The organism is Photobacterium sp. 2_MG-2023 (genome assembly GCF_030547675.1).
GTDB classification, from domain to species: Bacteria; Pseudomonadota; Gammaproteobacteria; order Enterobacterales; family Vibrionaceae; genus Photobacterium; species Photobacterium arenosum.
Map to the genome: position 1 here is coordinate 196,569 of NZ_JAUOQQ010000003.1, position 26,751 is coordinate 223,319.

General features: G+C 47.1%; 18 protein-coding genes. 8 read left to right on the forward strand and 10 right to left on the reverse strand.

Translation table 11 applies throughout. The annotated features are described in order from the left end of the window. Positions 1-1,086: 1,086 nt before the first annotated feature. The 5 genes from Q4491_RS04500 to pepN form a co-directional block, all read right to left on the reverse strand. Positions 1,087-1,626, reverse strand: a complete 540-nt coding sequence (locus Q4491_RS04500) for a cell division protein ZapC (protein ID WP_192017085.1) — start codon at positions 1,624-1,626, stop codon at positions 1,087-1,089. A gap of 248 nt (positions 1,627-1,874) precedes the next feature. Then, positions 1,875-2,894 (reverse strand): quinone-dependent dihydroorotate dehydrogenase, encoded by a 1,020-nt coding sequence (gene pyrD / locus Q4491_RS04505; protein ID WP_218385864.1) that lies wholly within the window; start codon positions 2,892-2,894, stop codon positions 1,875-1,877. Positions 2,895-2,939: 45 nt separating this feature from the next. Next, positions 2,940-7,769: an NAD-glutamate dehydrogenase gene (locus Q4491_RS04510; RefSeq protein WP_303455062.1), complete on the reverse strand. Its 4,830-nt coding sequence runs from the start codon at positions 7,767-7,769 to the stop codon at positions 2,940-2,942. Between the two features lie 420 nt (positions 7,770-8,189). Further along, positions 8,190-8,411 (reverse strand): DUF2835 domain-containing protein, encoded by a 222-nt coding sequence (locus tag Q4491_RS04515; protein ID WP_192017082.1) that lies wholly within the window; start codon positions 8,409-8,411, stop codon positions 8,190-8,192. A 71-nt stretch (positions 8,412-8,482) separates the two neighbouring features. Further along, positions 8,483-11,107 carry an aminopeptidase N gene (gene pepN / locus Q4491_RS04520; protein ID WP_303455064.1) on the reverse strand — a complete coding sequence of 875 codons (2,625 nt, stop codon included), beginning with the start codon at positions 11,105-11,107 and terminating at the stop codon, positions 8,483-8,485. A 422-nt stretch (positions 11,108-11,529) separates the two neighbouring features. Here pepN and pncB point away from each other — a divergent pair, with 422 nt between their 5' ends. After that, positions 11,530-12,726 carry a nicotinate phosphoribosyltransferase gene (gene pncB, locus Q4491_RS04525; RefSeq protein WP_303455066.1) on the forward strand — a complete coding sequence of 399 codons (1,197 nt, stop codon included), beginning with the start codon at positions 11,530-11,532 and terminating at the stop codon, positions 12,724-12,726. A 101-nt stretch (positions 12,727-12,827) separates the two neighbouring features. Here the strand turns inward: pncB and Q4491_RS04530 are convergent, their stop codons facing one another. From Q4491_RS04530 to Q4491_RS04545, 4 genes are all read right to left on the reverse strand, one after another. Beyond that, a complete protein-coding gene (locus Q4491_RS04530) occupies positions 12,828-13,493 on the reverse strand; it encodes a lipocalin family protein (RefSeq protein WP_192017079.1) in 666 nt (221 codons plus the stop codon). 228 nt (positions 13,494-13,721) lie between these two features. Continuing rightward, positions 13,722-15,725, reverse strand: a complete 2,004-nt coding sequence (gene prc, locus Q4491_RS04535) for a carboxy terminal-processing peptidase (protein ID WP_192017078.1) — start codon at positions 15,723-15,725, stop codon at positions 13,722-13,724. Between the two features lie 17 nt (positions 15,726-15,742). Beyond that, entirely contained in the window at positions 15,743-16,381 is a 639-nt protein-coding gene (gene proQ, locus Q4491_RS04540) for an RNA chaperone ProQ (RefSeq protein WP_192017077.1), read from the reverse strand. Between the two features lie 110 nt (positions 16,382-16,491). Next, entirely contained in the window at positions 16,492-16,950 is a 459-nt protein-coding gene (locus Q4491_RS04545) for a GAF domain-containing protein (protein WP_192017076.1), read from the reverse strand. A gap of 84 nt (positions 16,951-17,034) precedes the next feature. On the opposite strand from Q4491_RS04545, the gene Q4491_RS04550 reads away from it, so the two are divergent. The 5 genes from Q4491_RS04550 to Q4491_RS04570 all read left to right on the forward strand — a co-directional run bounded on the left by Q4491_RS04550 (position 17,035) and on the right by Q4491_RS04570 (position 25,309). Beyond that, a complete protein-coding gene (locus tag Q4491_RS04550; protein WP_192017075.1) occupies positions 17,035-18,867 on the forward strand; it encodes an ABC transporter ATP-binding protein in 1,833 nt (610 codons plus the stop codon). Between the two features lie 50 nt (positions 18,868-18,917). After that, positions 18,918-20,108: a paraquat-inducible protein A gene (locus tag Q4491_RS04555; protein WP_192017074.1), complete on the forward strand. Its 1,191-nt coding sequence runs from the start codon at positions 18,918-18,920 to the stop codon at positions 20,106-20,108. Then, positions 20,095-22,758: an MlaD family protein gene (locus tag Q4491_RS04560; protein ID WP_303455073.1), complete on the forward strand. Its 2,664-nt coding sequence runs from the start codon at positions 20,095-20,097 to the stop codon at positions 22,756-22,758. The genes Q4491_RS04555 and Q4491_RS04560 overlap by 14 nt, the downstream gene beginning before the upstream one ends. Before the next feature lie 157 nt (positions 22,759-22,915). After that, complete coding sequence (rsmF, locus tag Q4491_RS04565) at positions 22,916-24,352, forward strand: 16S rRNA (cytosine(1407)-C(5))-methyltransferase RsmF (RefSeq protein WP_303455074.1); 1,437 nt, start codon at positions 22,916-22,918, stop codon at positions 24,350-24,352. Positions 24,353-24,715: 363 nt separating this feature from the next. Continuing rightward, positions 24,716-25,309 carry an FMN-dependent NADH-azoreductase gene (locus Q4491_RS04570; protein WP_192017071.1) on the forward strand — a complete coding sequence of 198 codons (594 nt, stop codon included), beginning with the start codon at positions 24,716-24,718 and terminating at the stop codon, positions 25,307-25,309. Positions 25,310-25,402: 93 nt separating this feature from the next. Here Q4491_RS04570 and Q4491_RS04575 read toward each other — a convergent pair whose 3' ends face one another. Further along, positions 25,403-25,717, reverse strand: a complete 315-nt coding sequence (locus tag Q4491_RS04575) for a DUF496 family protein (protein WP_192017070.1) — start codon at positions 25,715-25,717, stop codon at positions 25,403-25,405. 464 nt (positions 25,718-26,181) lie between these two features. Here Q4491_RS04575 and Q4491_RS04580 point away from each other — a divergent pair, with 464 nt between their 5' ends. After that, positions 26,182-26,394, forward strand: coding sequence for a cold-shock protein (locus tag Q4491_RS04580; RefSeq protein ID WP_303455079.1), 213 nt, complete (start codon positions 26,182-26,184; stop codon positions 26,392-26,394). Positions 26,395-26,500: 106 nt separating this feature from the next. Then, on the forward strand, positions 26,501-26,751 hold a 251-nt coding region (locus Q4491_RS04585), incomplete at its 3' end, for a transposase (RefSeq protein ID WP_303455082.1).

Here is a 26,751-nt window from a genome sequence, read left to right on the forward strand (position 1 = left end):
TGCGCCTGTATCAGCTATGCCGGCCAGTCATTTTTTCTGCACTGTTCGAGTATAAATCAACCTAACCATCGCAGTTTGCCACTTCACAGACGGTTTATCTTTGCAATCCGCCACACGCCAAGATAGCAAAACAGATAAACGCATACTTTTCAGAGCATCTCACCCAGGCAGATAGTTTCCCACAGGAAACGAACTTAGCCTAACTCCTTGAATACAATTCATAATACGGATTTAGCAAGCACTTACCTCTATGCCCACAAATTGTTTCCCCATGGAAACAGTTAAATAAATACCATTAAAATCAATAAATTAACAACAATCAACAATCAACAATCAACAATCAACAATCAGGGTGGCAGCGTGATTACTGAAGAAACAGCGGCCAAACACAAGCAATGTTTGTAAGCATTCGCTATCTCCACACCTATGTATATACAATAATCTCTCACTGCACTGATCGCTCCAAATGCAACTCTTTCCTGTTGGGAAACTTAATATAATGCGTTTGTTCGGGTTTGTAATGGACTTTCACAAATGAGGAAAACAAGGAAATATCCACCCAGATAAACGATAATTTACCGGAAAATAGTGGTGTTTTTTTGTCCAAAAAAAAGACAAGTAACTATAAAAAAGTCCCTATTTTTACTGAATTTTTGCATCAAGATGACGTTATGTCGCTCAATACCCGTATAGATATTCATCAAATGATGCACTGATGACTATTATCCCCACGGCAGCGGATGTATCTGGAGCCGCTAAAAAGACAAAAAGGCGATAGCTGATAGCAAAGCATGACGCCCTCTGTTGAGAACAGGGGCTGAGAAAACACCCTGATTTGGCCAAAGGCCTGTTCAAGGTGCGAGAAGCGACATGAGATAAAATACGTGTGTTTAGATAAGAAGAAAGTGTGGGAATTGGCGCAGAGAAGCGAGCCGTGACACAGAAAGCTAAATCCGGTCACGTATAGCAGCTGATTAACCAGGCACTATAACCAAGTGGCTGATAGCTTATTGGGAATCAGTAGAAATGTGCTTTTAAAGCCTATTGCTGTAAGTCGTTGTTAAATATACTTTTCCAGGCCAACGATTAGCCTACCAGCGCCAGGCCAAGCTCTGTGTCTAAATGGACGGCCTGCATTCTGTCGTTCATTACTTTGATAATGCCGCAGAATTCCATTTCTTTCCCTGACGTCAGAACATGAGATTCCACATCCGCCAGCATGCACAGGCTCGCACAGCCGCTGTTTTCAATAACCAGGTAACGGGCAGAGCCGAAATCGGTATCCAGCCCGATGATCTCGCCGTTATGAGGCGTATACCCCCCCTCTTGCTGAGAAAAAAACCAGCTTTTAGGCATCATGGGTTTATGAAAACGACTGGCAGCGACAGCATTTAAGGCCAGCTCGACCTTACGCGGAGCAGACAAATCCAGCGCAGAAATATTTTCGAGGTATGTTTGATAGGTACTTGCATCGTCAACCGTGAACTCACATCGGTTAAAAGCGCAAGCAATAAGATGTTTACTCGGAATTGAAACGCGGAAAACCATCTCTTCGCCCAGGTCGAGCATTAAAGAGTCATTCTTCTGGTCGTAATACCACGTCCATGAATTATTTGGTTTTAACACGATAGGCTCCAATGTCAGTGTCTTAACTGTGATCAAAGCAAGCAAATTAAGTACGTAAAAGGAATTGTACTAAGTAAGTGGTAAAATAAAAGGGGAAAAAATTTGTAAGATCATAGTGTTAAGCTATGTAATTTTGACAAAATACCGCTTTTTACCGATGTTGGAACAAAAAAACGCCCACATAAAGTGGGCGTTGTTTGTATGACGGCAGATTTACAAACGCTAACGTTTAGTGACAGCGTCACTCATTATCGTAAATCACAATTGAGTACGATATCTTTAACCAGCTTAGGACCATGATAGATAAAGCCTGAATATACCTGGACCAAACTGGCACCGGCTAGCAGCTTCTCTCTTGCAGCAATGGCTGAATCAATGCCACCTACCCCAATAATAGGGATTTGCCCTTTTAGCTCATGATTAAGCATGCGGATGACTTCCGTGCTTCTGTGCTGCAGCGGACGCCCACTCAAGCCGCCAGCCTCATCACAATGCGGCATTCCCTGTACCAGGGTACGATCCAGGGTCGTATTCGTCCCTATCACACCGTCTATCTCATTTCGGATCAATGAATCGGCAATCTGGATCAGCTCGTGATCTTCGAGATCAGGCGCGATCTTCAGCGTAAGCGGCACGTATCGGCCAAACTTCTCAGCCAGCGATGTTTGTCTGCTCTTCAATTGCGTCAGCAAATCATCCAATGCCTCACCGTATTGAAGATTACGCAGTCCAGGCGTATTCGGTGATGAGATATTCACAACGATATAGCCAGCATGCTCGTAGACTTTATCCATACAAATCAGATAGTCGTCTACCCCTTTCTCCAACGGTGTATCTTTGTTTTTACCGATGTTGATACCGATAATTCCGTCAAACGTGGCTTTCTTTACATTTTCTACCAGTTGGTCAACGCCTTTATTGTTGAAACCGAACCGGTTGATAATACCCTCTGCAGGTTTTACCCGAAAAAGTCTGGGTTTGTCATTTCCCGGCTGAGGTTTAGGCGTCACAGTACCGACTTCAACAAATCCGAAGCCCATTGCGCCAAAGGCATCAATACATTCGCCATTTTTATCCAAGCCAGCGGCCAGACCAACAGGGTTTTTAAACTTGAGTCCCATGACTTCAACAGGACGATCAGGGAGGTTTTGGCGGTAAAAAATATCGAGAGGTGTACCGGTGAAGCGAGAAAAGTTCTTGATAGCCAAATCATGCGCTTTTTCAGGATCAAGCTGAAACATGGCCGAACGCGCGAGGCGGTAAATCATTATACCTCCTTAAAAAAAAGCCCCGTATAAACGGGGCTAGATTATTCACTGATTTGGTTTGCAATTCAAATTTAATAGCACCAATTCACGCATTGCAACGGAGAATTTTGCAAATTCATGGGCTGTACCCACCTTGAATTCAGCAAGTACGCTTTCCCAGCGTTGAATGGCGGAGTGATGATGCTCAATCCACATCTCAATCAGCGTTTCAGGTTTTTCACTGCCCTTGCCTGCTCCGATAACTGCAGATGTGAGCTGACGTTGCTGCCAATCCAGATCTTCACGGAAAGAAGCACGAGCCAGTGCCTGCCAATGGTTTTCAACCGGCTGATTATGAACCTGTTGCAGGAACCAGTGCAGTGATAACTGTGCGCCAAGTACAAAGTAGACACGAGCAATAAAGCCAACATCTTTGTTCAGCTCTTTCGCACTCTGCGCAATATCCATGGCAGAGTACAAGCTGCTCAGGCGGGCAATATTGTGCGCAAGCTGTGCCGGGACGCCTTCGTTGATCATGCTGTTCGCCTGATCATCATGCTCCTGCACCTCTTCAGCCACCAGGTATTGCTCCAGGTTATCACGCAGGTTGTTCAGCGTTGGCTGATAGAATGCAATTTGCTCTTCAATGCCCATCTTACGATCGCGGTTACGCAAGAACCAGCGAGTGATGCGACGCAGCATACGACGGCAACGATACATCATTTCGTACTGGATATGCGCAGGCACTTTATTGTCCAGCTCGCGGATTTGCTCGAAGAACTGCTCAAAGCCAAACACATCACGGCCAACAGAGTAAGCAGACGAAATTTCCGCCACTGTCGAACCCGTCTCTTCCTGCAAACGGGTAACAAAGTTACAACCCATCTCGTTAGACATCTGGTTAGCCAGCGATGTGGCAATCAACTCTCCTTTCAGAGGGTGATTTTCCATCTGAGTACGATACTTTTCCTGCAGTGCTTTCGGGAAGTATGCCGGCAGCAGGCGGTTATGATAAGGATCTTCAGTGATCTCTTCAGTAACCAGCTCTTCTTTCAGTACCATCTTGCCGTAAGCAACCAATACAGCCAGCTCCGGACGCGTCAGACCAATGCCGTCTTTCTCGCGCTCTGCCAGTGTATCGTCATCTGGAAGATACTCCAAACCACGGTCCAGCTTGCCTTCTTTTTCCAGATGATGAATGAAGCGGATCTGCTCTTTCAGCAGCTGTACGCTTTGATGCTGAGTCACAGAAATAGACTCACTTTGGGTGTACGCATCGTCCAGTACGATATCGCCTACTTCATCTTCCATCTGCTCAAGCAGAAGGTTGCGTTGCTTGTATGTCAGATCACCCGCCGCAACCAGACCATTGAGCAGGATCTTAATGTTAACTTCGTTATCAGAGCAATCTACACCGCCCACGTTGTCAATGAAGTCTGTGTTAACCCGTCCGCCATTGATCGCAAACTCAACACGACCCAACTGAGTCATACCCAGGTTACCACCTTCGCCAACGATCTTGGCGCGTAACTCACCGCCATTAACACGCAGGCCATCGTTAGCACGGTCGCCAACATCGGCATGTGTTTCACTGGCAGCCTTAACATAAGTACCGATACCGCCGTTCCACAACAGATCCACTTCCATTGTCAGGATCAGTTTGATCACTTCATTTGGCGTCAGGCTTTGTTTACGCGTACCTAAGAGTTTCTGAATTTGTGGTGACAGCTTAATAGACTTGCTGCGACGCGAGAATATACCGCCCCCTTCAGAGATCAGGCTGGCATCGTAATCTTCCCAGCTTGAACGAGGAAGATTGAACAGACGGTTACGCTCTTCCCAGCTTGAGGCTGAATCCGGGTTTGGATCCAGGAAGATGTGCATGTGGTTAAAGGCTGCAACCAAGCGCGTATGTTTAGACAGCAACATACCATTACCGAATACGTCGCCAGCCATGTCACCAACACCAGCACAGGTGAAATCTGTTGTCTGGCAGTCAATACCCAGCTCACGGAAATGACGCTTAACAGATTCCCAGCCACCTTTGGCAGTGATACCCATTTTCTTGTGGTCGTAGCCGTTAGAACCACCAGAAGCAAATGCGTCACCCAGCCAGAAGTTATAATCTGCTGATACCGAGTTAGCCAGATCAGAGAATGTCGCGGTGCCTTTATCGGCAGCAACAACCAGATATGGGTCGTCCTCATCATGACGAACAACATTGCTCGGATAAATAACCTCGCCTTCAATGATGTTATCAGTCACATCCAACAGTGCGCGAATGAAGCGCTTGTAACAACGCTGACCTTCAGCCAGGATTTCCTCACGGGTTGTCATTTGCGGCTGACGCTTACAAACGAATCCGCCTTTTGCACCTACAGGTACGATAACTGTGTTCTTAACCTGCTGTGCTTTAACCAGACCGAGGATCTCGGTACGGAAATCTTCCTGACGGTCTGACCAACGCAAGCCACCACGGGCCACCTTGCCACCACGCAGGTGAACACCTTCAATATCTGGCGCGTAAACAAAGATCTCAAAGAAAGGTACAGGTGCCGGAATTTCCGAAATTTCAGACGGACGCAGTTTCAGCGACAGCCATGGCTTAGGCTGGCCTTGTTCATCAGTCTGATAGTAGTTAGTACGCTGGGTAGCCAGAATCATTTCCATATAACGACGGATAATACGGTCGTCATCCAGACTTTCGACTTCTTCCAGCTTTTCATTCATCTTAGTGATCAGTGCTTCTTCAGCTTTTGCACTGAACTTTCTCGCCGGATCAAAACGCAAGGCGAACAGATCAACCAGATCACGCGCCAAATCAGCATGGTTGGCCAGCGTATCTTCAATATATTGCTGGCTGAATGGAAAACCAACCTGACGCATATAACGGGCATAGCTGCGGACAATAGTGATTTCCCGGCCAGTCAGCTCTGCACAGAACAGAAGACGGTTAAAGCCGTCACTTTCCAGTTCACTGCGCCAGATAGCAGCAAACGCTTCCTGGAAACGATCTCGTGCATCGCTCAGATCAATCTCGTTGCAACCATTGACCAGCATCGCAAAGTCGAGGATCCAAAATACTGTTCCGTTCGCCGTAACGATCTCGTATGGCGACTCTCCGATCACACGTAAGCCAAGGTTTTCCAGCATAGGCATCACATCTGACAGATGGATGGGCTCATCACGATGGTAAAGTTTCAGCTTCACAAAACGGGAATCTGTTGCCACTTCCTGCGGACGGTAGAACAACATACCCAGCTTGTTGTCTTCGCTCAGGCTTTCCAGCAGCTCAATATCTGCAACCGCAGAGCCTGGCAGCATTTGTTCTTTATAAGAACGCGGGAAGGCGCGCGCATAGTTTTTCGCCAGAGGGGTTCCCTGATTCTCACCAAAATTTGAGATCAGTGAATCAATTAAACGATCTTCCCAGGAAGCCGCTGCTTCTACCAGATTACGTTCGATCGCTTTTACATCTACATCAAAGTTGTTGTTATCTACACGCACAATATAATGAGTTCTCGCTAGTGGGCTCTCTGAGAAGAAAGTGGTGAAATCCACGTTCAGTTTAGAGCCAAAATACTCTTGGAAAATTTTCTGAGTCTTGACACGCAATTCGGTGTTATAACGCTCGCGGGTGACATAAACCATGCAAGAGAAGAAGCGACCGAAAGGATCACGGCGAACAAACAGACGCAGAAGATCACGATCTTGCATTCTGACAACACCGCTGGCCACATCCTGCATTTCTTTTTCACTGGCCTGAATCAGCTCATCTCGCGGATACGTTTCCAGAATGTTATTCATCGCCTTCCACGAGTGTGAATCTTCTGAATAACCACTGCTTTGAAGAATGCGTACCACTTTATTGCGGATCAACGGAATATTCATCGCTGTCTGATGATAAGCCGTTGCAGCATACAGGCCGGTGAAACGGTGCTCGCCTATGACATTGCCGTCCTTATCCAGACGTTTAATACCGATGTAATCAATGTACGCTGGGCGGTGAATCGCTGACTTGCCGTTGCTCTTGGTCAGAATCAGCAGATTTGGCTTTCTGGCTTCTACACGTGCTGATTCTGGCAAATCAGACAGCATCAGTGTACGTGCTTTACCCGGCTTGCTCAGCAAACCCAGACCTTTCTCGTCACAGGGACGCAGTTCAAAATCACCTTCAACAGGTACCAGATCGTACTGGTGATAACCCATAAAGGTAAAATTATGGCGTGTCACCCACTCCAGAAACTCAATCGCTTCTTCACGGTGGCTTTTATCTACCGGCAATTTCGCTGATTTAAGTTCTTCTGCAATCTCCAGCATTTTGCTCTGCATTGCCTGCCAGTCATTCACGACCAGCACAATATCTTGCAATACTTGCTCAAGCTCGGTTCTCAAAGCATCCATTTCTTCCTTACTGGATAACCGATCGACTTCAATGTGGAATAAAGTTTGCAGATCTCCGGATTCTCCACATGCTTCAATGATCACCCCTTGATCATCGCGCTTGAAGAAATACGGGCCATTGAACATCAAATGACTGGTGATACCCAGACGGTTTAATGTCATACGGACTGAGTCGACCAGAAATGGATGATCCGGCATCACAATCTCCACTACCGTGTGGGTTGACTGCCAGCCATATCGACTCAATGTCGGGTTATAAACACGAACAGAAATTTGGTCAGGTTTGTTTTGCACTAGATGGTGCCAGAGGCTCAGTACTGCACCATACAAATCAGATTCATTCCGTTGAAGCAGATCATCATCTGCCAGTTGTCCTAACAATCGTTGAGCAAACACTTCGACTAATGACTGCTGAGGGGATTCTATCTTGTCCTGGATTAAGCCATACACTTTTTCAAGCAGTACCGGCACTATTGTGTCAGGTGCGGTCATAGCAGATGCTCCATCGTTATTACTTTTATCAATCTAGTATAGGGTTTTATAACGACGCCCCGAGTTCAGCGCTAAAAAACTTCTCTCTGGCGAGGTATTGTTGACTCGAAAGCTATTGTAGGGGGTTTTGTTGCCAAATGGTTACGTTAATTACTCTGGTTTTTGAAGAAAAAATCGAATATGTGACTAAGGTAGATGTTTTGACTGGTGGCCTACCAGCAGACAAAAATTCCAATGCGATAACTTGCTATTACACACACTTTTTGGTCTAACCATCTAAAAATATAAACTTTTTTCTAGCTGTGAAACTAATCAACATCTCAGGCAACTGATTATGAGATACTTTTTTCGCAACAGATAAAAAAACCAGTTTCGCATAATTATGTAGGATATTTGTTAATATCCGACTAAAGACAGGTTTTAAGCGATTTTCTCCAACTTTTCAAAACGGTTTTCTGCATTCACCACAACCCGAAAGCGCCCTTTTATACCTAACTGGCTGAGGAAAGGACGAAGTCTGACGGCTGGGAGCTGCAGCCGGAGGCCCTCATCGGTGTGAACCAGCACTGAGCTGGCAGCACCTGAGTAATGCTGCAGGTAGGTGTGATAGGGAATGTTGACTGAAAAGGTGTATCTCTTCATGCAAACAAGCCTGTTGGTCGAATAAAAAAGAAAGGCTCCCGGAGGAGCCTTCTGATTAAAACAGACTTGCTTTATTGTTCAAGTGCTTTTTCCACTTTCTCAAACAAATCTCTCGCCAGATTGTCCAAACCGGCCAATTTCTCCAGTTCGGCACGCATCAGTGCCTGGCGTTCCTCATCATACAGACGGTACTTGAGGAAAGGCTCAATCAGGCGTGAAGCCAACTGCGGGTTCGACGTATTCAGGGCGGTCAGTATCTCAGTCAGGAAACGATAACCACTACCGTCTTTTGCGTGGAATCGAACCGGGTTGTTGGCGCAAAAGCTCGCTACCAGACTGCGTGTACGGTTCGGGTTCTTCAGGCTAAACGCTGGGTGTTGCATAGTGTCACGCACATTATCCATAGCATTTGCCGCTGGATTCTTACCCTGAAGAATAAACCATTTGTCCATAACCAGTCCGTCATGGCTCCACTTGTCGCTGAAATCTGCCATCTGCAATTCGCGGCAGGCCAGCTGCGCTTCATTAGCCGCTGACATGGCAGCCATAGTATCTGTCATGTTATCGGCCGTTTCATACTGAGCTGACACCATTTTTTCACCCTGCTCTGTCAATGCCAGATAAGCGAGGCAGCGATTACGTAACGCACGTTTGGCTATCGCACCATGTTCAATACTGTAGCTGGCTTGCTTCAGTGAGTGATAAATGGCAGTCAGCTCATCTTCCAGCTCTGTCGCCAGAAGCTTTTCGAGCTGTCCGAGCACAGCATGTATTGCATCAACATCGACAATGTCATACCAGCCAGCCACTTCATTCTCGCTGGGCAGAGTCAGCATTTCAGCAATAAAGGCAGGATCGAGTTTTTCGTCCAGTAACGCCCCGCGGAATGCATCAACCACGTTTTCAGGGAAAACCACTGTGCCCCCCGTTTGTACCGCGGCCACATTACTTCGAATGTATTTGGCAAGTAACATCTGACCGGCATCCCAGCGCGCAAATTCATTGCGTGCATGAGTCATCAGGAATACTAACTCCTGGTCACTGTAATCGTACTCCAGAGCAACCGGCGCCGAGAATTCACGTAACATGGAAATCACAGGCTGCTCATTCACCCGATCAAATTCAAAAGTCTGCTCAAGCTCTGTGACATCCAGTACATGATGCACTTTTTCTCCGTTACGCTGTAACTCAATAACCTGACCATTGCTGTCGTAGAGTTCAATATCAAACGGAATATGCAGGGGCTGTTTCTCTTTTTGCCCGGCTGTAGGTGCCGTATGTTGTTTTACCGTGACAAGGTAACGTTTGGTGCCGGCATCATATTCGGTGCTGACTTTTACAATCGGTGTGCCCGACTGGCTATACCATAAACGGAACTGACTCAGGTCAACACCCGAAGCCTCTTCCATCGCCAACACAAAGTCGTCACATGTCGCTGCTGTGCCGTCATGACGTTCAACATACAGTTTCATACCCGCCTGAAAACCTGCTTCGCCCAGCAGCGTGTGCATCATCCGAATCACTTCACTGCCCTTCTCATAAACTGTCAGGGTATAGAAGTTATTCATCTCAATGACTTTTTCCGGTCGAATCGGGTGCGACATCGGACCGCGGTCCTCAGCAAACTGTGGCCCACGCATAACACGGACGTTGTTGATTCGGTTTACCGGCCGAGAGCCCAGATCCGATGAAAACTCCTGATCCCGGAATACAGTCAAGCCTTCTTTCAGGCTGAGCTGGAACCAGTCCCGGCATGTAATGCGGTTACCGGTCCAATTGTGGAAGTACTCATGACCAATAACTGACTCAATACCCAAATAATCCGTGTCCGTAGCAGTGGCCGGATTTGCCAGCACGTATTTGGAGTTAAAGATATTCAGACCTTTGTTTTCCATCGCCCCCATGTTGAAGAAATCAACGGCAACGACCATATAGATATCCAGGTCATATTCCAGGCCAAACCGCTCTTCATCCCATTTCATAGAGTTAATAAGCGATTGCATGGCGTGCTCGGCGCGATCCAGATTGCCCTTATCGACAAAGATTTCCAGCGCAACGTCACGACCGCTGACTGTTTTATAATTGTCACGCAGCACATCAAAGTCACCGGCAACCAAGGCAAACAGGTAGCAAGGCTTTGGATACGGATCCTGCCACTGAACCCAATGACGACCATTTTCCAGCTCACCGCTTGCCACTTTATTACCATTACTCAATAAATACGGGAAGCTGGCTTTATCTGCGATCACTTTGGTGGTGAAACGGGCAAGCACATCCGGGCGGTCCTGATAAAACGTAATACGCCGAAAACCTTCCGCCTCGCACTGAGTACAGAAGCCACCACCAGATTTATACAGACCTTCAAGCGCGGTGTTTGCTTCCGGGTTAATCTCCGTTTCAATGGTAAGTTCAAACTCTTCAGGCAATTGACGAATCAGCAGGCCATCTGCCGTTTCTTCATAGTGCTGCCAGGTTTCACCATTGATTTCCAGCCGACGCAGAACCAAATCATCACCGTCTAATTCAAGTGACGTCACACCTGCAGTTTGTTGCTTCACTTTACTGACAGCAACAACGCGGGTCGCCGTGTCTTGCAGATCAAACACCAGATCAATGTCGGTAATCGTAAAATCGGGTGCGGTATAGTCAGCACGATACTTAGCAGTGGGTTGAGCGGCATTCGGTTGATCGGCCATAAAGTCCTTCCTTCATCATCCATATTGGCAGTTACCACAAAACAACGAACAAGATTTGATCTTTTCAATCGATGAAACATTGTTTGCGGAACTGAAAAATTTGCATACCCCAACTTCAGGTTATGATAGCGGGTATGGAGCAGGTAAAGTCAGCGTGAAGCCTATGCCATATACACGCAATTATAGGTAAGACAAGAATTCTTGAAATCGCATCAACTATACTTTATGTGAATACGTATAATTGGTCGCCAATAATCTTTACACTGTGTTAAGGCAAAATGTTAGCAGATAGCACTTGAGGTGAAAATCTTATCTTTATCTATTGTTACCAGCGTCGCGTCGCGTAACAATGACACTGTCGTACAACCTCCTTTACCCCAGTACATTGATTTTAGCCTCTTTAACAGGAATGACTCTGCAATATGAACCACACTATGCAACCTTGGATCATTGATTCACTGCTTGATACCGATGCGTACAAACTCCACATGCAGCAAGCGATTTTTCACCTCTACCCAGATGTGAGCGCTGCCGCCGAGTTTCGCTGTCGCAGTGGCGAAGATCTCAGGCCTTACCTGGCTGAAATCAAAAGACAAGTCGCTCACCTGGGTGAGCTGCAGTTTAGCGCAGAAGAAATTGACTACTTAGCCACACTGCCATTCTTTCAGCAAGACTACCTGGGCTATTTAAACCAGTTTCGCCTCGATCCCACGCAGGTCATCATAGGTGAAAGCGATGAACAGCTCACTATACGTATCGAAGGAAAATGGCTGGATATCATCTTGTGGGAAGTGCCTTTGCTTGCCATTGTCTGCGAGACTCGATGTCGTCATCGCTATGCTGATACCTCACCTGAAGCTGCGATTGATCAACTCAATCATAAGCTGTCCCGTTTTCACGCGCTGGCTGCCAATACGGACATCAGCGAATTTTCTTTGGTCGATTTCGGCACCCGGCGTCGCTTTTCTAAAGATGTACATTACGCCGTTGTCGATCATCTGACAGCACACTTCCCTCAGTTCAGCGGTACTTCAAACTACCATCTGGCCCGAACTCGCCAGCTAACCCCTGTTGGTACCCAGGCACACGAGTGGTTCCAGGCTCACCAACAACTGGCCGGAGAACTGGCTGGTTCTCAGCAGTTAGCATTGAACCGCTGGCTTCAGGAATACCCGGACTCCTTAGGTATCGCCTTAACCGACTGTATTAACATGGATGCATTTTTGCGGGATTTCGATCTGCGTCTTTCCAAACGCTTCAGTGGTCTGCGTCATGACAGCGGTGATCCGATCACATGGGGCGAAAAAGCCATTGCGCACTATCAGTCGCTGGGCATCGATCCAAAAAGCAAAACTCTGGTATTTTCCGACAGCCTGACGTTAGAGCGCGCACTGGAGATATATCAGCACTTCTGTCAACGCGTCCAAATCAGTTTTGGTATAGGGACGAATATGACATGCGACTTGCCGGGCGTAGACACCTTAAACATTGTGCTGAAACTCACCGAATGTGAAGGCCGGCCAGTTGCCAAAATTTCAGATGAACCTGGAAAAAGTATCTGTCAGGATGAAGAGTACCTGGGTCAACTCCGTGAAGCCTTCAAGCTGGTCAATGACTGAGTTGAATGCACAGTAATACTGCAGACAAAAAGAGAGGCGAAAGCCTCTCTTTTTATTACAACACTGCGTTACAAGGTAACATTTTACAGATAGATAAGGTGTTATTGACGCTGCATCACAGCTTCCATGCCAAACTGTTTATTTGTCAGAGTTAACGTATTGTCTCCGCCCAGTTTAAAGTGGCTGTCATGCTGGCCATCTTCGTAAATCAGCACAATCCTGTCATCTTCCAGGTAGTAGATGCCCTTATGCTCTTTACGTGTTCCGTCTTTTCCTATTACCTGAGCGGAGAATAAGAAATCCGGACGTAGCGACAGCTTCAGCTCTGACACTTTGTTATCAACGTCCTTACCGCCTATCGCGGAAGAACGCCATTGACCCGGTAAATTTTCAGGCGCCAGCTTAGTAAAACGCGCGCCATCTAAAAGAAACTGGTTATAACTCAACACATATTCATGCTGCTGGGAGGGCTGATTGATGGAGTTCATGGTAAGCGTCGTTTCATCAATATCATAGTTGCCGCCCCACTCGTCGATCAGTCCGTCAGTACGAAGCAGGCGCACTTTAAAATGATAAGACGAACTGAACTTAATATTCATAGCACGGTAGTTGATTCCCTCACTCTCCACCCCTTCCTCGGTAGTGCTGAACCAGTACCAGTCTCCAAGCAGCAGTGGATAATCGAATTCAGTCAGCTCATCGGCTGCTGCAGTGTTGCTCCATGTAAAAACACTGAGAACAAATGACAAAAGAACGGCTCGCAGCATGATAGTACCCCTAAGAAGTATCAGCCCCTTCTATCAAATTAGCCCTCATTGGAATGTCCCGCGCGCGAATATGATACTTGTCATAAGTATTCAACAGCTTGTTTCAACTATGAGACATGGCCAGCCATGAACTTCAGCCTTGTTATTAACACCACTAACGCACTGTTGTAAAAAGAAAAACGGCGCAGAATGCGCCGTTTTTTATATCATCATTAAACCTTAATCACTTCAGCTTTGCTCTTCCCGAACTAAATCAGCCGTGATTGCAACAGCCTCATCCAGATAAGCATCAGGCGCTTCATAATCTTTAGGGACGTCTTTCAATGCAATGAAAGGTTTCTCACCTAACGATTTCTGACGTGCGTTCAAGCGCTCCAAACGCTCTTTCTCATCCAGATCCTGCTCAGAGCGACGCTTGCTTTCGTTCAGAGACAAGGCATTTTTATCTTTCTCAGCGTTGTACTTGGCTATGTCATCGAAAATAAAACCAAACTCCATATCGCTCTTGATACGTTGTTCGTGTTGAACACGTAACGAAGGCAACAGCGGAGAAAAGTCATACAGCTTCTGGTAACCCGCAGGCTTGATACTGTCCCACGGCAGAGCATTATCTTCTACACTTTCACCCGTATCCGCAGGGTCAATGGCAGTAGGGAAACTGATATCCGGTACAACACCCAGATTCTGCGTACTGCCGCCGTTAATGCGGTAGAACTTCTGAATCGTGTACTGAACGTGACCTAGCGGTTTATCGAACAGATCATAGATATGATTCAGAGAACGGTGCTGCTGAACTGTACCCTTACCGAATGACTGTTCACCGATAATAACGGCACGACCGTAATCTTGCATTGCCGCGGCAAAAATCTCAGACGCAGACGCACTGTAACGGTTGATCAGCACAGTTAAGGGGCTATCAAAGTAAACGCGATCATCGGAATCACCATTCACTTTCACACGTCCGTAACTATCGCGAACCTGAACCACCGGGCCACTGTTAATAAACAGGCCGGTTAATGCTGTGGCTTCCGTTAACGCACCGCCGCCGTTATTACGTAAATCAATAACAATACCATCAACCTGTTGCTGGTTTAATTTCGCCAGCTCTTTCTTGGTATCTTCAGAAAGACCAACATAGAAACTCGGGATCTCAAGAACACCAATTTTGCGGCCTTTGTAAGTTTCTACTGATGACTTGGCAGCCCTGTCTTCAAGACGGATCTTATCCCGGACGATTGTGACACTGTAGCTTTTGGCATTGACTCCCTCCGGAAGAATCTCCAGGCGAACCTTGCTGCCCTTCGGCCCTTTGATCAGCTGTACCACATCATCCAGTCGCCAGCCCACCACATCGACCATTTCTTTACCGTCCTGAGCGACACCAATAATACGGTCTCCTGCAGACAGTTTTTTAGAATTGGATGCCGGGCCACCAGCAACTAAAGAACGAATAACAGTGAATTCATCATCCACTTGAAGCACAGCACCAATCCCTTCCAGAGACAGGTTCATCTCCGACTGGAACTGCTCAGCGCTGCGAGGAGAGAGATAACTGGTATGAGGGTCAACTTCACGCGCGAATGCATTCATATAAAGCTGAAACACATCTTCGCTGTGACTTTGAGTCAGGCGCTTCAACGCGTTGTTGTAACGTTTACCCAAGGTTTCCTGAATGTCTTTCCACTCTTTGCCTGCCAGCTTAAGATTCAGCTCATCCGATTTGACACGTTCACGCCAAATTTCATTCAGCTCTGCCCTGTCTTTCGGCCATGGCATTTCTGAACGATCAACCACAATATCTTCGTTGACATTGAAAGACATAGGTCTGTCCAACAGAGTCAGCGCATATTGGTAACGATCAAACCGACGCTTCAATACCGTATTGAAGATATCGTAAGCTGCTGTTGTTTCGCCTCTTTTTAACTGGTCATCAAGCTGATATTTCCACTGTTCGAACTGTCTGATATCAGATTGAGTGAGGAAGCTTTTGTTGAAGTCCAGCATTTCCAGATAGCGATCGAAAATGTTGGCAGAAAATTGGTCATCAAGTGAGAACTGGCGATAGTGAGATCGGGTAAACCGTGAGGCTACACGCTTACTGGCGGTCGCATGCTGTTTTTCTGGAGACAAAACAGGCAATTCACTTTGTGTATGTGTGGCTTCCAAGGCCTGAGCTGATGCTGCCAGCATGATACCGGCAGCAATCAGTGAGAAACGGAATCGACATTTCATACGTCGAGCATTCTCCTTTATGAACGCAGGTGCTCCGCTTTCACAACCATGGTCAGGCCATTAGTCAGACGGACACGCACATCGTCCTTATTAATTTCTACAATGGTTGCCGGCATGTTGCCATTGCCCATATTGACACTGACATCCTTACCCACTGTCACTTCATCGGAAGACAAAGCGCGTGTTGTTTCTACCGGCTTCTTATCTAGCTTAGACGTTTTTTGCTTAACGTTTCTAGGTCTAGGTGATTTTTCCCTAACTTTCTTTGGCTTAGCATCACCTTCAGCTGCCGCTTTAGCCGCTGCCTGCTCTTTACGACGGGCGCGAACTTTCGCTTTACTTTCTTCCAACGCCTTTTGCGCGTGATCAACATGTTCCTGTTCTAACACACCACACTCATTGCCATCAAGGTCAATACGGCTAGCGCCTGCTTTAACACCATGAAGATAACGCCAAGAAGAAGTGTACTGACGAAGTGCTGCTCGCAGCTGAGTTTTACTGACTTTAGGATCATCACTCAGTCGTTCAGCGAGGTCTTGGAAGATACCAATTTTTAATGGTTTAGCTTCACCTTCAACAGTAAAACAATTCGGGAATTGCTCTGCAATATAGGCAATCACTTCTTTACTGTTCGTTAACTTTTCAGAGTTTTCCATGGACTTTCCTGACAAAGCGAGAGTACCTCGCTGTTAGTGCTTTTAAATAAAACCAATAAGTGCGGGCTATTATAATTACCTGATGTTGAAAAACCACCGAAAGCATGCAATTAGAGCTTAATTTGTAGTTCCTCAATGAATGCAGCCAGCCCATCTTCATCTTCCTGGTCAAATCTTGACAGGCTTGGGCTATCAATATCCAATACGCCGTACAATTCACCTTTAACTGAAAATGGAATCACGATCTCAGAATTACTGGCAGCATCACAGGCAATGTGCCCCTCAAATTGATGGACGTCGCCTACTCGCTGAACTTTGTTTTCTGAGATGGCCGTACCACAAACACCGCGGCCAACAGGTATACGAACACAGGCTGGTTTACCCTGAAATGGACCCAATACCAACTGGTCATCTTTCAGCAAATAAAAACCGACCCAGTTAATATCCTCTAACTCCATGTTCAGTAACGCACTAATATTAGAAATATTAGCAATTACATCGGGTTCACCGTCAACGATTGCCACAGCCTGTTGGGTTAAACGACGGTAGAATGCAGATTTATTTTCCATGGCTTACTCCATATATAGCCGTTAAAATGGCACCTTTGTATCGTAATAGGAATCGTTATCACTGTGAAAGGCTCAACGAATCAAATGATTAACTGGTCATGGTTGATAAAGCAAGCAAAACATCACAAAAAGAGGCTGATTGCTGCCAATATCATCGCCCTGATTGCTACGCTTATCAGCGTTCCTATCCCACTGCTGATGCCGCTGATGGTAGACGAAATTCTGCTTGATCAGCCTGGTAAGGGAATTGCTTTATTAAACCACTTCCTGCCGTTAGCCTGGCAACAACCGACTGCCTATATCATTCTGGTGCTCCTGATGGTCGTCGTCATGCGTGCTGCCAGCCAAGCTTTGAATATCCTGCAAAGCCGCCAGTTTACCTTAGTCGCCAAAGACGTTACTTATCAGATGCGCAAGCACCTGATTGATAAACTTGGCCGGATAAGCATGCGTCAGTATGAAGAGCGCGGCAGCGGCGGAATCACTTCTCATCTGGTTACGGATGTTGAAACCATAGATAAATTTGTGGGCGACACGTTAAGCCGCTTTCTGATTGGTACGCTGACTGTGCTCGGGACAGCCATCGTGCTGCTGTGGCTGAACTGGGAGCTGGGGCTGTTTATTCTTCTGGTCAACCCGGTTGTGATTTATGCATCACGAAAAATGGGAAACCGAGTTAAGCACTTAAAGCGGAAAGAAAACCAAGCCTTCGAGAAATTTCAGCAGCGACTGGTTGAAACGCTGGATGGTATTTATCAGCTAAGAGCGGCAAACCGTGAACGCGATTTCCTGAAAAACCTGAAAGAGCATGCTGATGGCATCCGTGATAATGCCGATAAATACGCCTGGCAGTCAGAAGCCGCCGGACGGATCTCTTTCCTGCTGTTTTTGATTGGATTCGAACTCTTCCGCGCTGGGGCCATGCTCATGGTGCTGTTCAGCGATTTGACCATTGGCCAGATGTTCGCGGTATTTGGCTATCTGTGGTTTATGCTGGGCCCGGTTCAGGAACTGCTGGGTATTCAATTTGCCTGGTACGGTGCTTCGGCCGCTATGCAGCGTCTGAACCAGCTGATTGCACTGGAAGAAGAGGTTCGTCCTCAGGCCAAAGTGGATCCCTTTTCCGGCCATAAGCAGATTGCCATTGATATCAATCATCTCGACTTTTCCTATGATGAAGACAAGAAAGTCCTGAACGGATTGAATATTTCATTACCCGCAGGAAAACGCGTGGCATTAGTGGGTGCGTCAGGCGGCGGAAAGTCCACATTGATCCAGTTACTCCTCGGCATCTATCAAAAAGACAGTGGCGATATACTGATCAATGGCCATCCTGTTGAAGACGTCAGCTATGAGGCACTGCGGGAAAAAATGGCCGTTGTGCTGCAACAACCGGTACTGTTCAATGATACTCTTCGTCATAATCTGTCATTGGGCGCTGAGTATAGCGACGAACAACTTTGGCAAGCAATTGAAATTGCACAGCTTTCAGATGTCACACAGCGGCTGAGTGACGGGCTGGACACTCAGATTGGCCGTCAGGGTATTCGCCTTTCAGGAGGACAACGCCAACGGCTCGCTATCGCCCGAATGATTCTGACTAACCCGGATTTCGTCATTCTGGATGAAGCGACATCTGCACTGGATACGGCCACTGAAGCCGCTTTGCATACTGCCTTGAACCACTTTCTGGCAGACCGGACGACCCTTATCGTGGCTCACAGACTCTCTGCGGTGAAACAGGCTGATATCATTTATGTGCTGGAAGACGGTCAGGTAAGCCAGACTGGGACACACGCGGAGCTGGTGAACACGACTGGTCTGTATCAGACCCTGTACGGTACTGCTCAATCCAGCGAGGCTGAACATCACATTAACAATCAGAACCTGACAGTAGCCAGGTTCAGTTCAAAATAATATAGTGATGCCAGTTCAACAAGTTAACGGTTCCAATAGGATGGACATCAATGTCAACGGTAAGACTCTGCCCTAGTTGTGATTTACTATTGACACCTAAAGTAACCGCCAGGGGACAAAGCGCTTTTTGTCCCCGTTGCGAATCACGCATGTACCGTGGCGGCATGCCATCTATACGTGGCGATCTGGCTCTCGCTGTCGCCGGTTTGATACTAATCATACCGGCGCATCTCTATCCTTTAATTACCATTCGCCTGTTCGGTGTCATGATACCGGCTACCATACCCTCAGGCGCGCTGACGTTGTCGTCCGATTACCCCGCTGTCGCGCTGTTAATACTGTTCTGCAGCACAGTCGCACCTTTACTGGTTTTCCTATCGGTAGTCGGCGCTCAACTAGGCTTGGCGAAGCGCCAGCTCAGCCTCTTTAAGTACTCGATGTGGTGCATAGAACACCTGAAGCATTGGGCGATGTTTGATGTTTTTCTGGTCAGTTTGGGCATTGCGTGCTTCAAAGTTAAAGACTATGCCGATATCTATGTCGGCCCCGGCCTGTTTTGCCTGGTTATGATGGAAATACTGATGGTCATCATGCTCACGCGCTTCCATGTCAAACGGTATTGGGAAGCCTGGCAACCTGAATCCGATCATAAAAGCCCAGCCTTGAAGTTACACTGTGACAATTGCCATCTGAGCCAGGAAGAAGCCGATAAATGTCAGCGCTGCCATAGCCCAACTCACTACCGTAAACCGTTTTCAATACAGAAAACATGGGCTTACCTGATCACGGCGACTATTTTCATCATCCCGGCAAACACCTACCCGATATCAATATTTTTAAACAATGGTAAGCGGATTGAAGACACTATTCTCTCTGGCGTCGCGTCACTCATCAATACCGGCATGGAAGGCATAGCCATTCTGATTTTCTTTGCCAGTATCGTTGTGCCCGTTGCCAAAATACTTGGGCTTGCATTTATTCTTCTGTGCATCCACGGTAAAAGAAAGATCAATCACTTACACAGAATGAGGCTTTACCGTATCATTCAATGGATCGGTAAATGGTCAATGATGGACTTGTTCGTCATTGCTTTAATGGTCACGCTCATTGATCGCGGCCAGATTCTGGATTTTACCCCTGGCCCGGGAGCCATTGCCTTTGCGATCGTTGTCGTGCTCACCATGCTGGCAGCAGAAAGCCTGGACTCTCGCCTGATTTGGGATAACTATGACAAACAGTAAACACCCTCCACAGCCGCCTTTTGGCAACCCCGTCGGCCCGCAACAGCCTCAACCGGTGAATGTCAAAAGGGACAGACAGATATCGCCGCTGTGGATTTTACCTGTACTGGCTTTGGGGCTGGCGGCATGGCTGGTCGTTCAGGCTGTCAGCGAAGCTGGCCAGCGCATCATTATCCATTTTGAGGATGCGGCCGGTCTGGTTGCCGGCAGAACCATGATTCGTTATCAGGGCCTGGAAGTTGGCGTCGTCCGGGACGTTAAATTATCTGATGATCTGCAAAGTATCTATGTAACCGCTGATATCTATCCTGAAGCGGTACAGGTTTTACGTAAAGGCACGCGGTTCTGGCTTGTTAAACCCAAAGCCTCGATTACCGGCATCAGTGGCCTTGATGCACTGGTATCGGGTAACTACATTGCGCTGCTCCCAGGAGAGGGAGAACCGGCCCAGGAGTTTGATGCTTTAGACAGTCAACCCTCCGAAACTCCCGCTGGTGAAGGGCTCACCATTCAGCTTCAGGCGCCCGACCTGGGTTCTGTTTCTATCGGCGCGCAGGTCTACTATAAAAAAATCCCTGTTGGCGAAGTCTATAACTACACCCTCAGCAACAGTAAAAAACGGGTGTTGATTGACGTCCTGATCCAGCCTCAGTACGCCAACCTGGTGACCAATAAAAGCCGCTTCTGGAATGTTAGCGGTGTCAGTGCCAATATCGGATTTAATGGTGTCGATGTTCAGTTTGAAAGTCTCTCTGCATTAATTGCCGGGGCGATTGCTTTCGACTCCCCGGACGAAGGTCTTCCTATCCAGCCGAACCATTTGTTTCGCCTGTACCCCGATCTGAATACCGCTGGACGCGGCATCGCCATTACCGTTGAATTACCAGATAACAATGACATCAGTGCTGGCGGCGCTCCGATCGTGTATCGCGGCCTGCAGATTGGCCAGATCTCTGATTTGCGTTTAGACCATCAGCGCAAACGTATTATTGCCCATGCAGCGATTGAACCTAGCATGAGTGATTTGCTGACATCCGGCACCAGTCTGTTGTTGGAAGAAGCCAACCTCTCCTTACAGGGTGTGAGTAATCTCGGTAACCTGATAAAGGGCAATTATCTGACGTTAATTCCAGGCGAAGGTGAGCCGGCCCGGCACTTCCAGGCATTCACCCAGGAGCAGCTTGAAGAGAAACGTCCCGGGGCTGCCGTCATTCACCTGTACGCCGATAAGAATGTTGGTATCAGCCGAAATACTCAGGTGACACACCGAGGCATGGCCGTGGGAAGTGTCAAAAAAATCAGCCTGGAAAAAGAAAAAGTCCGCTTTGATATCATAATCAAACCCGAATTCACCTCTCTGGTACGAAGCCAAAGCCGCTTCTTTATTGATGGCGGAATTCAGGCCGACATCAGTGCAGACGGTATCAATGTATCAGTACCACCAGCAGAGCAGTTAATCAGTAACAGTATCGCTTTTACCTCTGAAGGCTCAGGGAAAATGCGTAGCCAATATCCGCTGTTTGAAAGTCAGGCACTCGCGAAACTTGCCAGCAGCCAGCAATCCGGCAGTACCACGGTACAACTTTTTGCCGACGCTCTTCCCTCGGTGAGCGAAGGTAGCCCTGTGCTATACCGTAACCTTCCCGTCGGCAAAGTCAGTGGTTATGCCCTAACGCGTGACGGCGTCACAATAAAATTATCGATTCAGAACAAGTACCGCTATTTAGTGACAGCAGACAGCGTTTTCTGGGATCAATCCGGTGTTGAAATCGAAGCTGGTTTGTCTGGGGTCAATATAAAAGCCAGCCCTGTCACTTCATTACTCAAAGGCGGTATTGCTTTCGATAACATGAACGGCATTCCCAACCGTGTCGGTAAACAATTCAAACTGTTCGGCAGCCTGAAAAGCGCGAAGGAATTTGGTTCGCAAATCAGCCTGACGGCAGAGCATGCCAAAGGCATTTCTGTGGGTACTGACATCAAATACCAAGGAGTGACGGTGGGTAAAGTGTTGTCGCTGGTGCCGGATTTTAAAACCGGTCTGGTTCAGATTGATGCGCGTCTTTTTCCCCGGTTTGCTGATGCTCTGACAAAAGATAAAACGCACTTTTGGCTGGTCACACCCAAAGTCGAACTCACTGGAGTCAAAAATCTCGACAGTCTTTTAAGCAGCTACATAGAAGTAGAGCCGGGTGAAGGAAACTATCGGCAAACATTCGCGCTTTCGGAACAGGCAAAAGCAAGGTTCGATGGCCTGACCGTTATTCTGGAAAGTGTCAACCGCGCTTCAATACGTTCAGGTACACCCCTGCTGTTCAGAGACATACAAGTGGGCCAGGTCAGTAAAGTCACGTTAGGCGAATTGGCTGACAGAGTAATGATTGAGGCGCACATTGAGCCTGGCTTCCGGCATCTGGTTCGTTCAGATACCGTATTCTGGAACACATCAGGTCTGGATGTCAGTGTCGGTCTGACAGGCGCCAGCATTCAGGCTGGCACTGTAGACAGCCTGATTCGTGGCGGCATTGCACTCGCCACACCCGAAGGCCAGCCCCTTTCCGCGCCAGCTCAAAGCGGAACGCACTTTCTGCTTCACGAAAAGGCCAATCCGGAATGGAAACAGTGGCGGACTGCTATTCCGGCCGAATAACACCCGGCATCGGCCACCGGGCACGTGGGTCGCCGAAAAAGTCTGGTTGTTCCAGCCTGCAAAACAACAAGGCAAGCCATTGGGCTTGCCTTGTTGTTTTATCCTAACGCCAGTTTGTTATAGACTTGCCGCCTGCATCCCAACCGAGATAAAGCAAGTGCATCAGTCCATCTACATTCCAGACGATTTCATTAACCTCATCCGCCAAATTCTGCCAGACAGTCTGGATATGGACAGTTTCCTCGCCAGTTGCCGTACCCCGCTGCGTCGTAGTATCCGGGTCAATACACTGAAAATTTCCGTCGCCGATTTTTTGGCAAAAGTCAGTGATAAAGACTGGACCCTCACGCCGGTTCCCTGGTGTGAAGAAGGATTCTGGATAGAGTACGATGAGTCAGTCACTGAGTCTTTAGGCAATACCGCAGAACACCTGGCAGGACTGTTTTATATACAGGAAGCCAGCTCCATGCTGCCAGTCACCGCTTTACTCACAAACAACGAGCAAATCGGCTGTGTGCTGGATATGGCCGCCGCCCCCGGTTCAAAAACAACGCAAATCGCGGCCTCAATGCAACATAAAGGCGCACTGGTTGCTAACGAACTGTCAGCCAGCCGCATCAAGGTATTATACGCCAACCTGCAGCGTTGCGGTGTGTCTAATGCCGCAATTACACATTTCGATGGGCAGATATTCGGTAGCTGGACCCCTGAAGCATTTGACAGCATTCTTCTGGATGCCCCTTGTTCAGGCGAAGGTGCAATACGTAAAGACGAAGACGCCATGGCAAACTGGAGCCTGAAGCACGTCCAGGATATTGCAGACATTCAGCGCGGCCTTATTGTCAGTGCTTTTCAGACGCTGAAACCCGGCGGCGTGATGGTGTATTCCACCTGCACGCTTAATCATACTGAAAATCAAGAGGTGTGCTTATTTCTCAAAGAAACCTTTGGCGATGCAGTGCAATTTGAATCCCTTGCAGGTTTATTTAACGGTGCAGAGCAAACCTGTACCGAGGAAGGCTTTTTACACGTCTTCCCGCAGGTTTATGATAGTGAGGGATTTTTTGTCGCCCGCATTCGTAAACTTGCGGCTGTTGAAAGCGAGCCGGCTAAAAAACGAAAAGCCATTTTTCCCTTCTCTCTGGCCTCGCGTAAAGACAGTGAGCAAATCCACCAGCAGCTGTACACAGATCTCAGCCTGACACTACCGCCAGAGCGGGAGGTTTGGCTTCGGGATCAGGAAGTCTGGTTGTTCCCTGCCCGCCTTCGTCCGCTATTAGAAAACATCCGTTTCCAGCGTATTGGCATTAAACTGGCAGAAAAGCATAAAAAAGGGTACCGCTGGCAGCATGAAGCAGTCATGACACTGGCCACAGGCAAAGAGCCAAGCTGTGTTTCTCTAACCACCGATGAAGCCAATGAGTGGATCATGGGCAGAGACATACGCCCGCAAGACCTCACTGGCAAAGGTGAAGTTATTGTTACCTATCAGGATTATCCTCTGGGATTAGGAAAATGGGTTGGGAATCGCATCAAAAATGGCCTGCCAAGGGAATTGGTGAGAGATACAGGTTTATCTGGAAAAATACTTTGAATTTGGAGCAGACGGTTATTGGTATCGATGATGGCAGTAGCCTTGACTGTCTCAGGGCTAAAACTGGCAAAAAATGCTGCTTGAACTAAGCTTGATATTGTAATTGATCTCCATTTATAAACCAGTTAGCGCAAGGCTCTCACGAGCCATTCCCCTAAGCCCGAAACAGGAGTCGTTTCGGGCTATTTTTTATCCTTTTTTAATCCCTTCTGCCCTCAGACCACCCGAATTTTTCCGGGCCGAATCTAGCTTCATTCAAAATACTCGAACAACTTACACAAGTTTTTCAGCTTTTAGTGCTGCAGCCCGGCATTTATAGTTAGCCCAAGTTCATTAAAGAATCACTATAGAAGGGACAGCATTATGTCTAAAGTTCTTGTTCTGAAATCCAGCATCCTTGGCGGTTACTCTCAATCAAACGCTCTGATTGATCATCTTGTCAACGTTAAAGCAGATAGCATCTCCACCATCATTGAACGTGACCTGGTTGCTCATCCGCTCCCTGTTCTAGACGGCGAGCTGGCAGGTGGGTTACGTGGTGGTGACAATCTGACCCAACGTCAGAAAGAAACGATTGCACTGTCTGATCAGCTGATCAACGAAATCAAAACCAGTGACACTATTATCATTGGCGCACCTATGTATAACTTCAGCATTCCGACTCAACTGAAAAACTGGTTTGACCTGATTGCCCGTGCAGGTGTGACTTTCTCTTACACTGAAAATGGGCCTGTTGGTCTGCTGACAGGTAAAAAAGTGATTGTTGTTTCTTCTCGTGGCGGCATGCATAAAGGTAACGCCACTGACACTATGGTTCCTTACCTGACCACTATCCTTGGCTTTGTCGGCATGACAGAGGTTGAGTTTGTTTATGCAGAAGCATTAAACATGGGTGATGAATTGGCCGATAAAGGCCGTGGGGAAGCGAAAGCACAGATTGAAGAGCTGGCAATCTAACAGCGCCTCATCTCTGCCGACATGTCATACGAAAAAAGCCGCTTACGCGGCTTTTTTATTATCAGATACAAACGGTTATTGTTACTTATCCGCTTATTTAGCCGGGCGGTTCGCCAGCTCAGTACGCTTATGTTCTTTCAATTGCTTACTGGCTTCACGACGCTCTTTTGATAGCTCAGCAGTGATGATGATGTGATCATCAACGCGGTCTTCATAATCCGCTTTCATGTTTTCAATAATGCTGACAATCTCTTCATGTGTCATATTCGGCTGAATGTAATCAATCAGGTTTTCCAGCAACTCAACGCGCTTGCGGTTGTCTCTGATCTTGCGGTCATTATCAAGAATTTCACGCTTAAGTTTATTTTTACGCCTTGCAAGACGCACCAATTCCAGGATATTGCTCATGTTTTGTCCTTACTTTGAAACTAGAAAACCTGCATTACTTGGGTTATAACAGAAACTTGTCTTTCTTCACAAGTAAGATCACTCTTAATTCACTACACCCTGCATTTCATTGATCTTGCTCAGCGCCTCAAAAATCAAGTTCAATTTTTAACCGATTAATTATACTGTTGATTTTCATTATTCTGATGACAGTTGCTTTTCATTAATGCGACAAGCAATAAAAAACAAATATGCACACTGTTTCTTGTTATGTGACTCACAATATACTGCGGAATTATTTGCTTTTGGAATACAAGAGCCTACTCTTTCTTAATACCAGTATTGATTTAGCTTAATACGATTGCGTGCGACACTTTTCGTCAGGACTCTTTCGGATGACTGTGGATGTAGAGTTAGCAATTCTTTGGTGTTTCGTTAAGCCTTATTGGTTAGCTACGTAAAGAGTAAGAGATTCAGGAGACAACATGTCCAAAGCAACAGGTACCGTTAAGTGGTTTAACGAGGAAAAGGGTTTCGGTTTTATCACTCAGGATAACGGTGGTGCCGACGTATTTGTTCACTTCCGCGCAATTGCCGGTGATGGATTCAAAACACTGCAAGAAGGTCAAAAAGTACAGTACGAGGTTGAGCAAGGTCAAAAAGGCTTGCAAGCAGCTAACGTAGAAAGACTAAGCTAACATCACATTAGCGTAAAAGGGGCTGCGAAGCCCTTTTTTTGTGAGACTGTCCTGAATTCTGTGTAATTGTCTAAGCTTCAGCCTTAAAGGCTTAAGGATAGACAATATGGACAAGAAAGCACTTGAAGCGTTTGCTCGTGAAGCCGCGAAATCCATCAAGTCCCAATCTGATCTTGAGGACTTTCGTAAAATGTTAACCAAGGTGACCGTTGAAACTGCGCTTAATGTCGAGTTAGACGAGCACCTTGGCTACGAAAAACATGCCCCTAAGCCAAGCACTAACAGTCGCAACGGTTATTCGTCTAAAACCATTATCACTGATGACGGTGAGTTGCCAATCGATGTTCCGAGAGACAG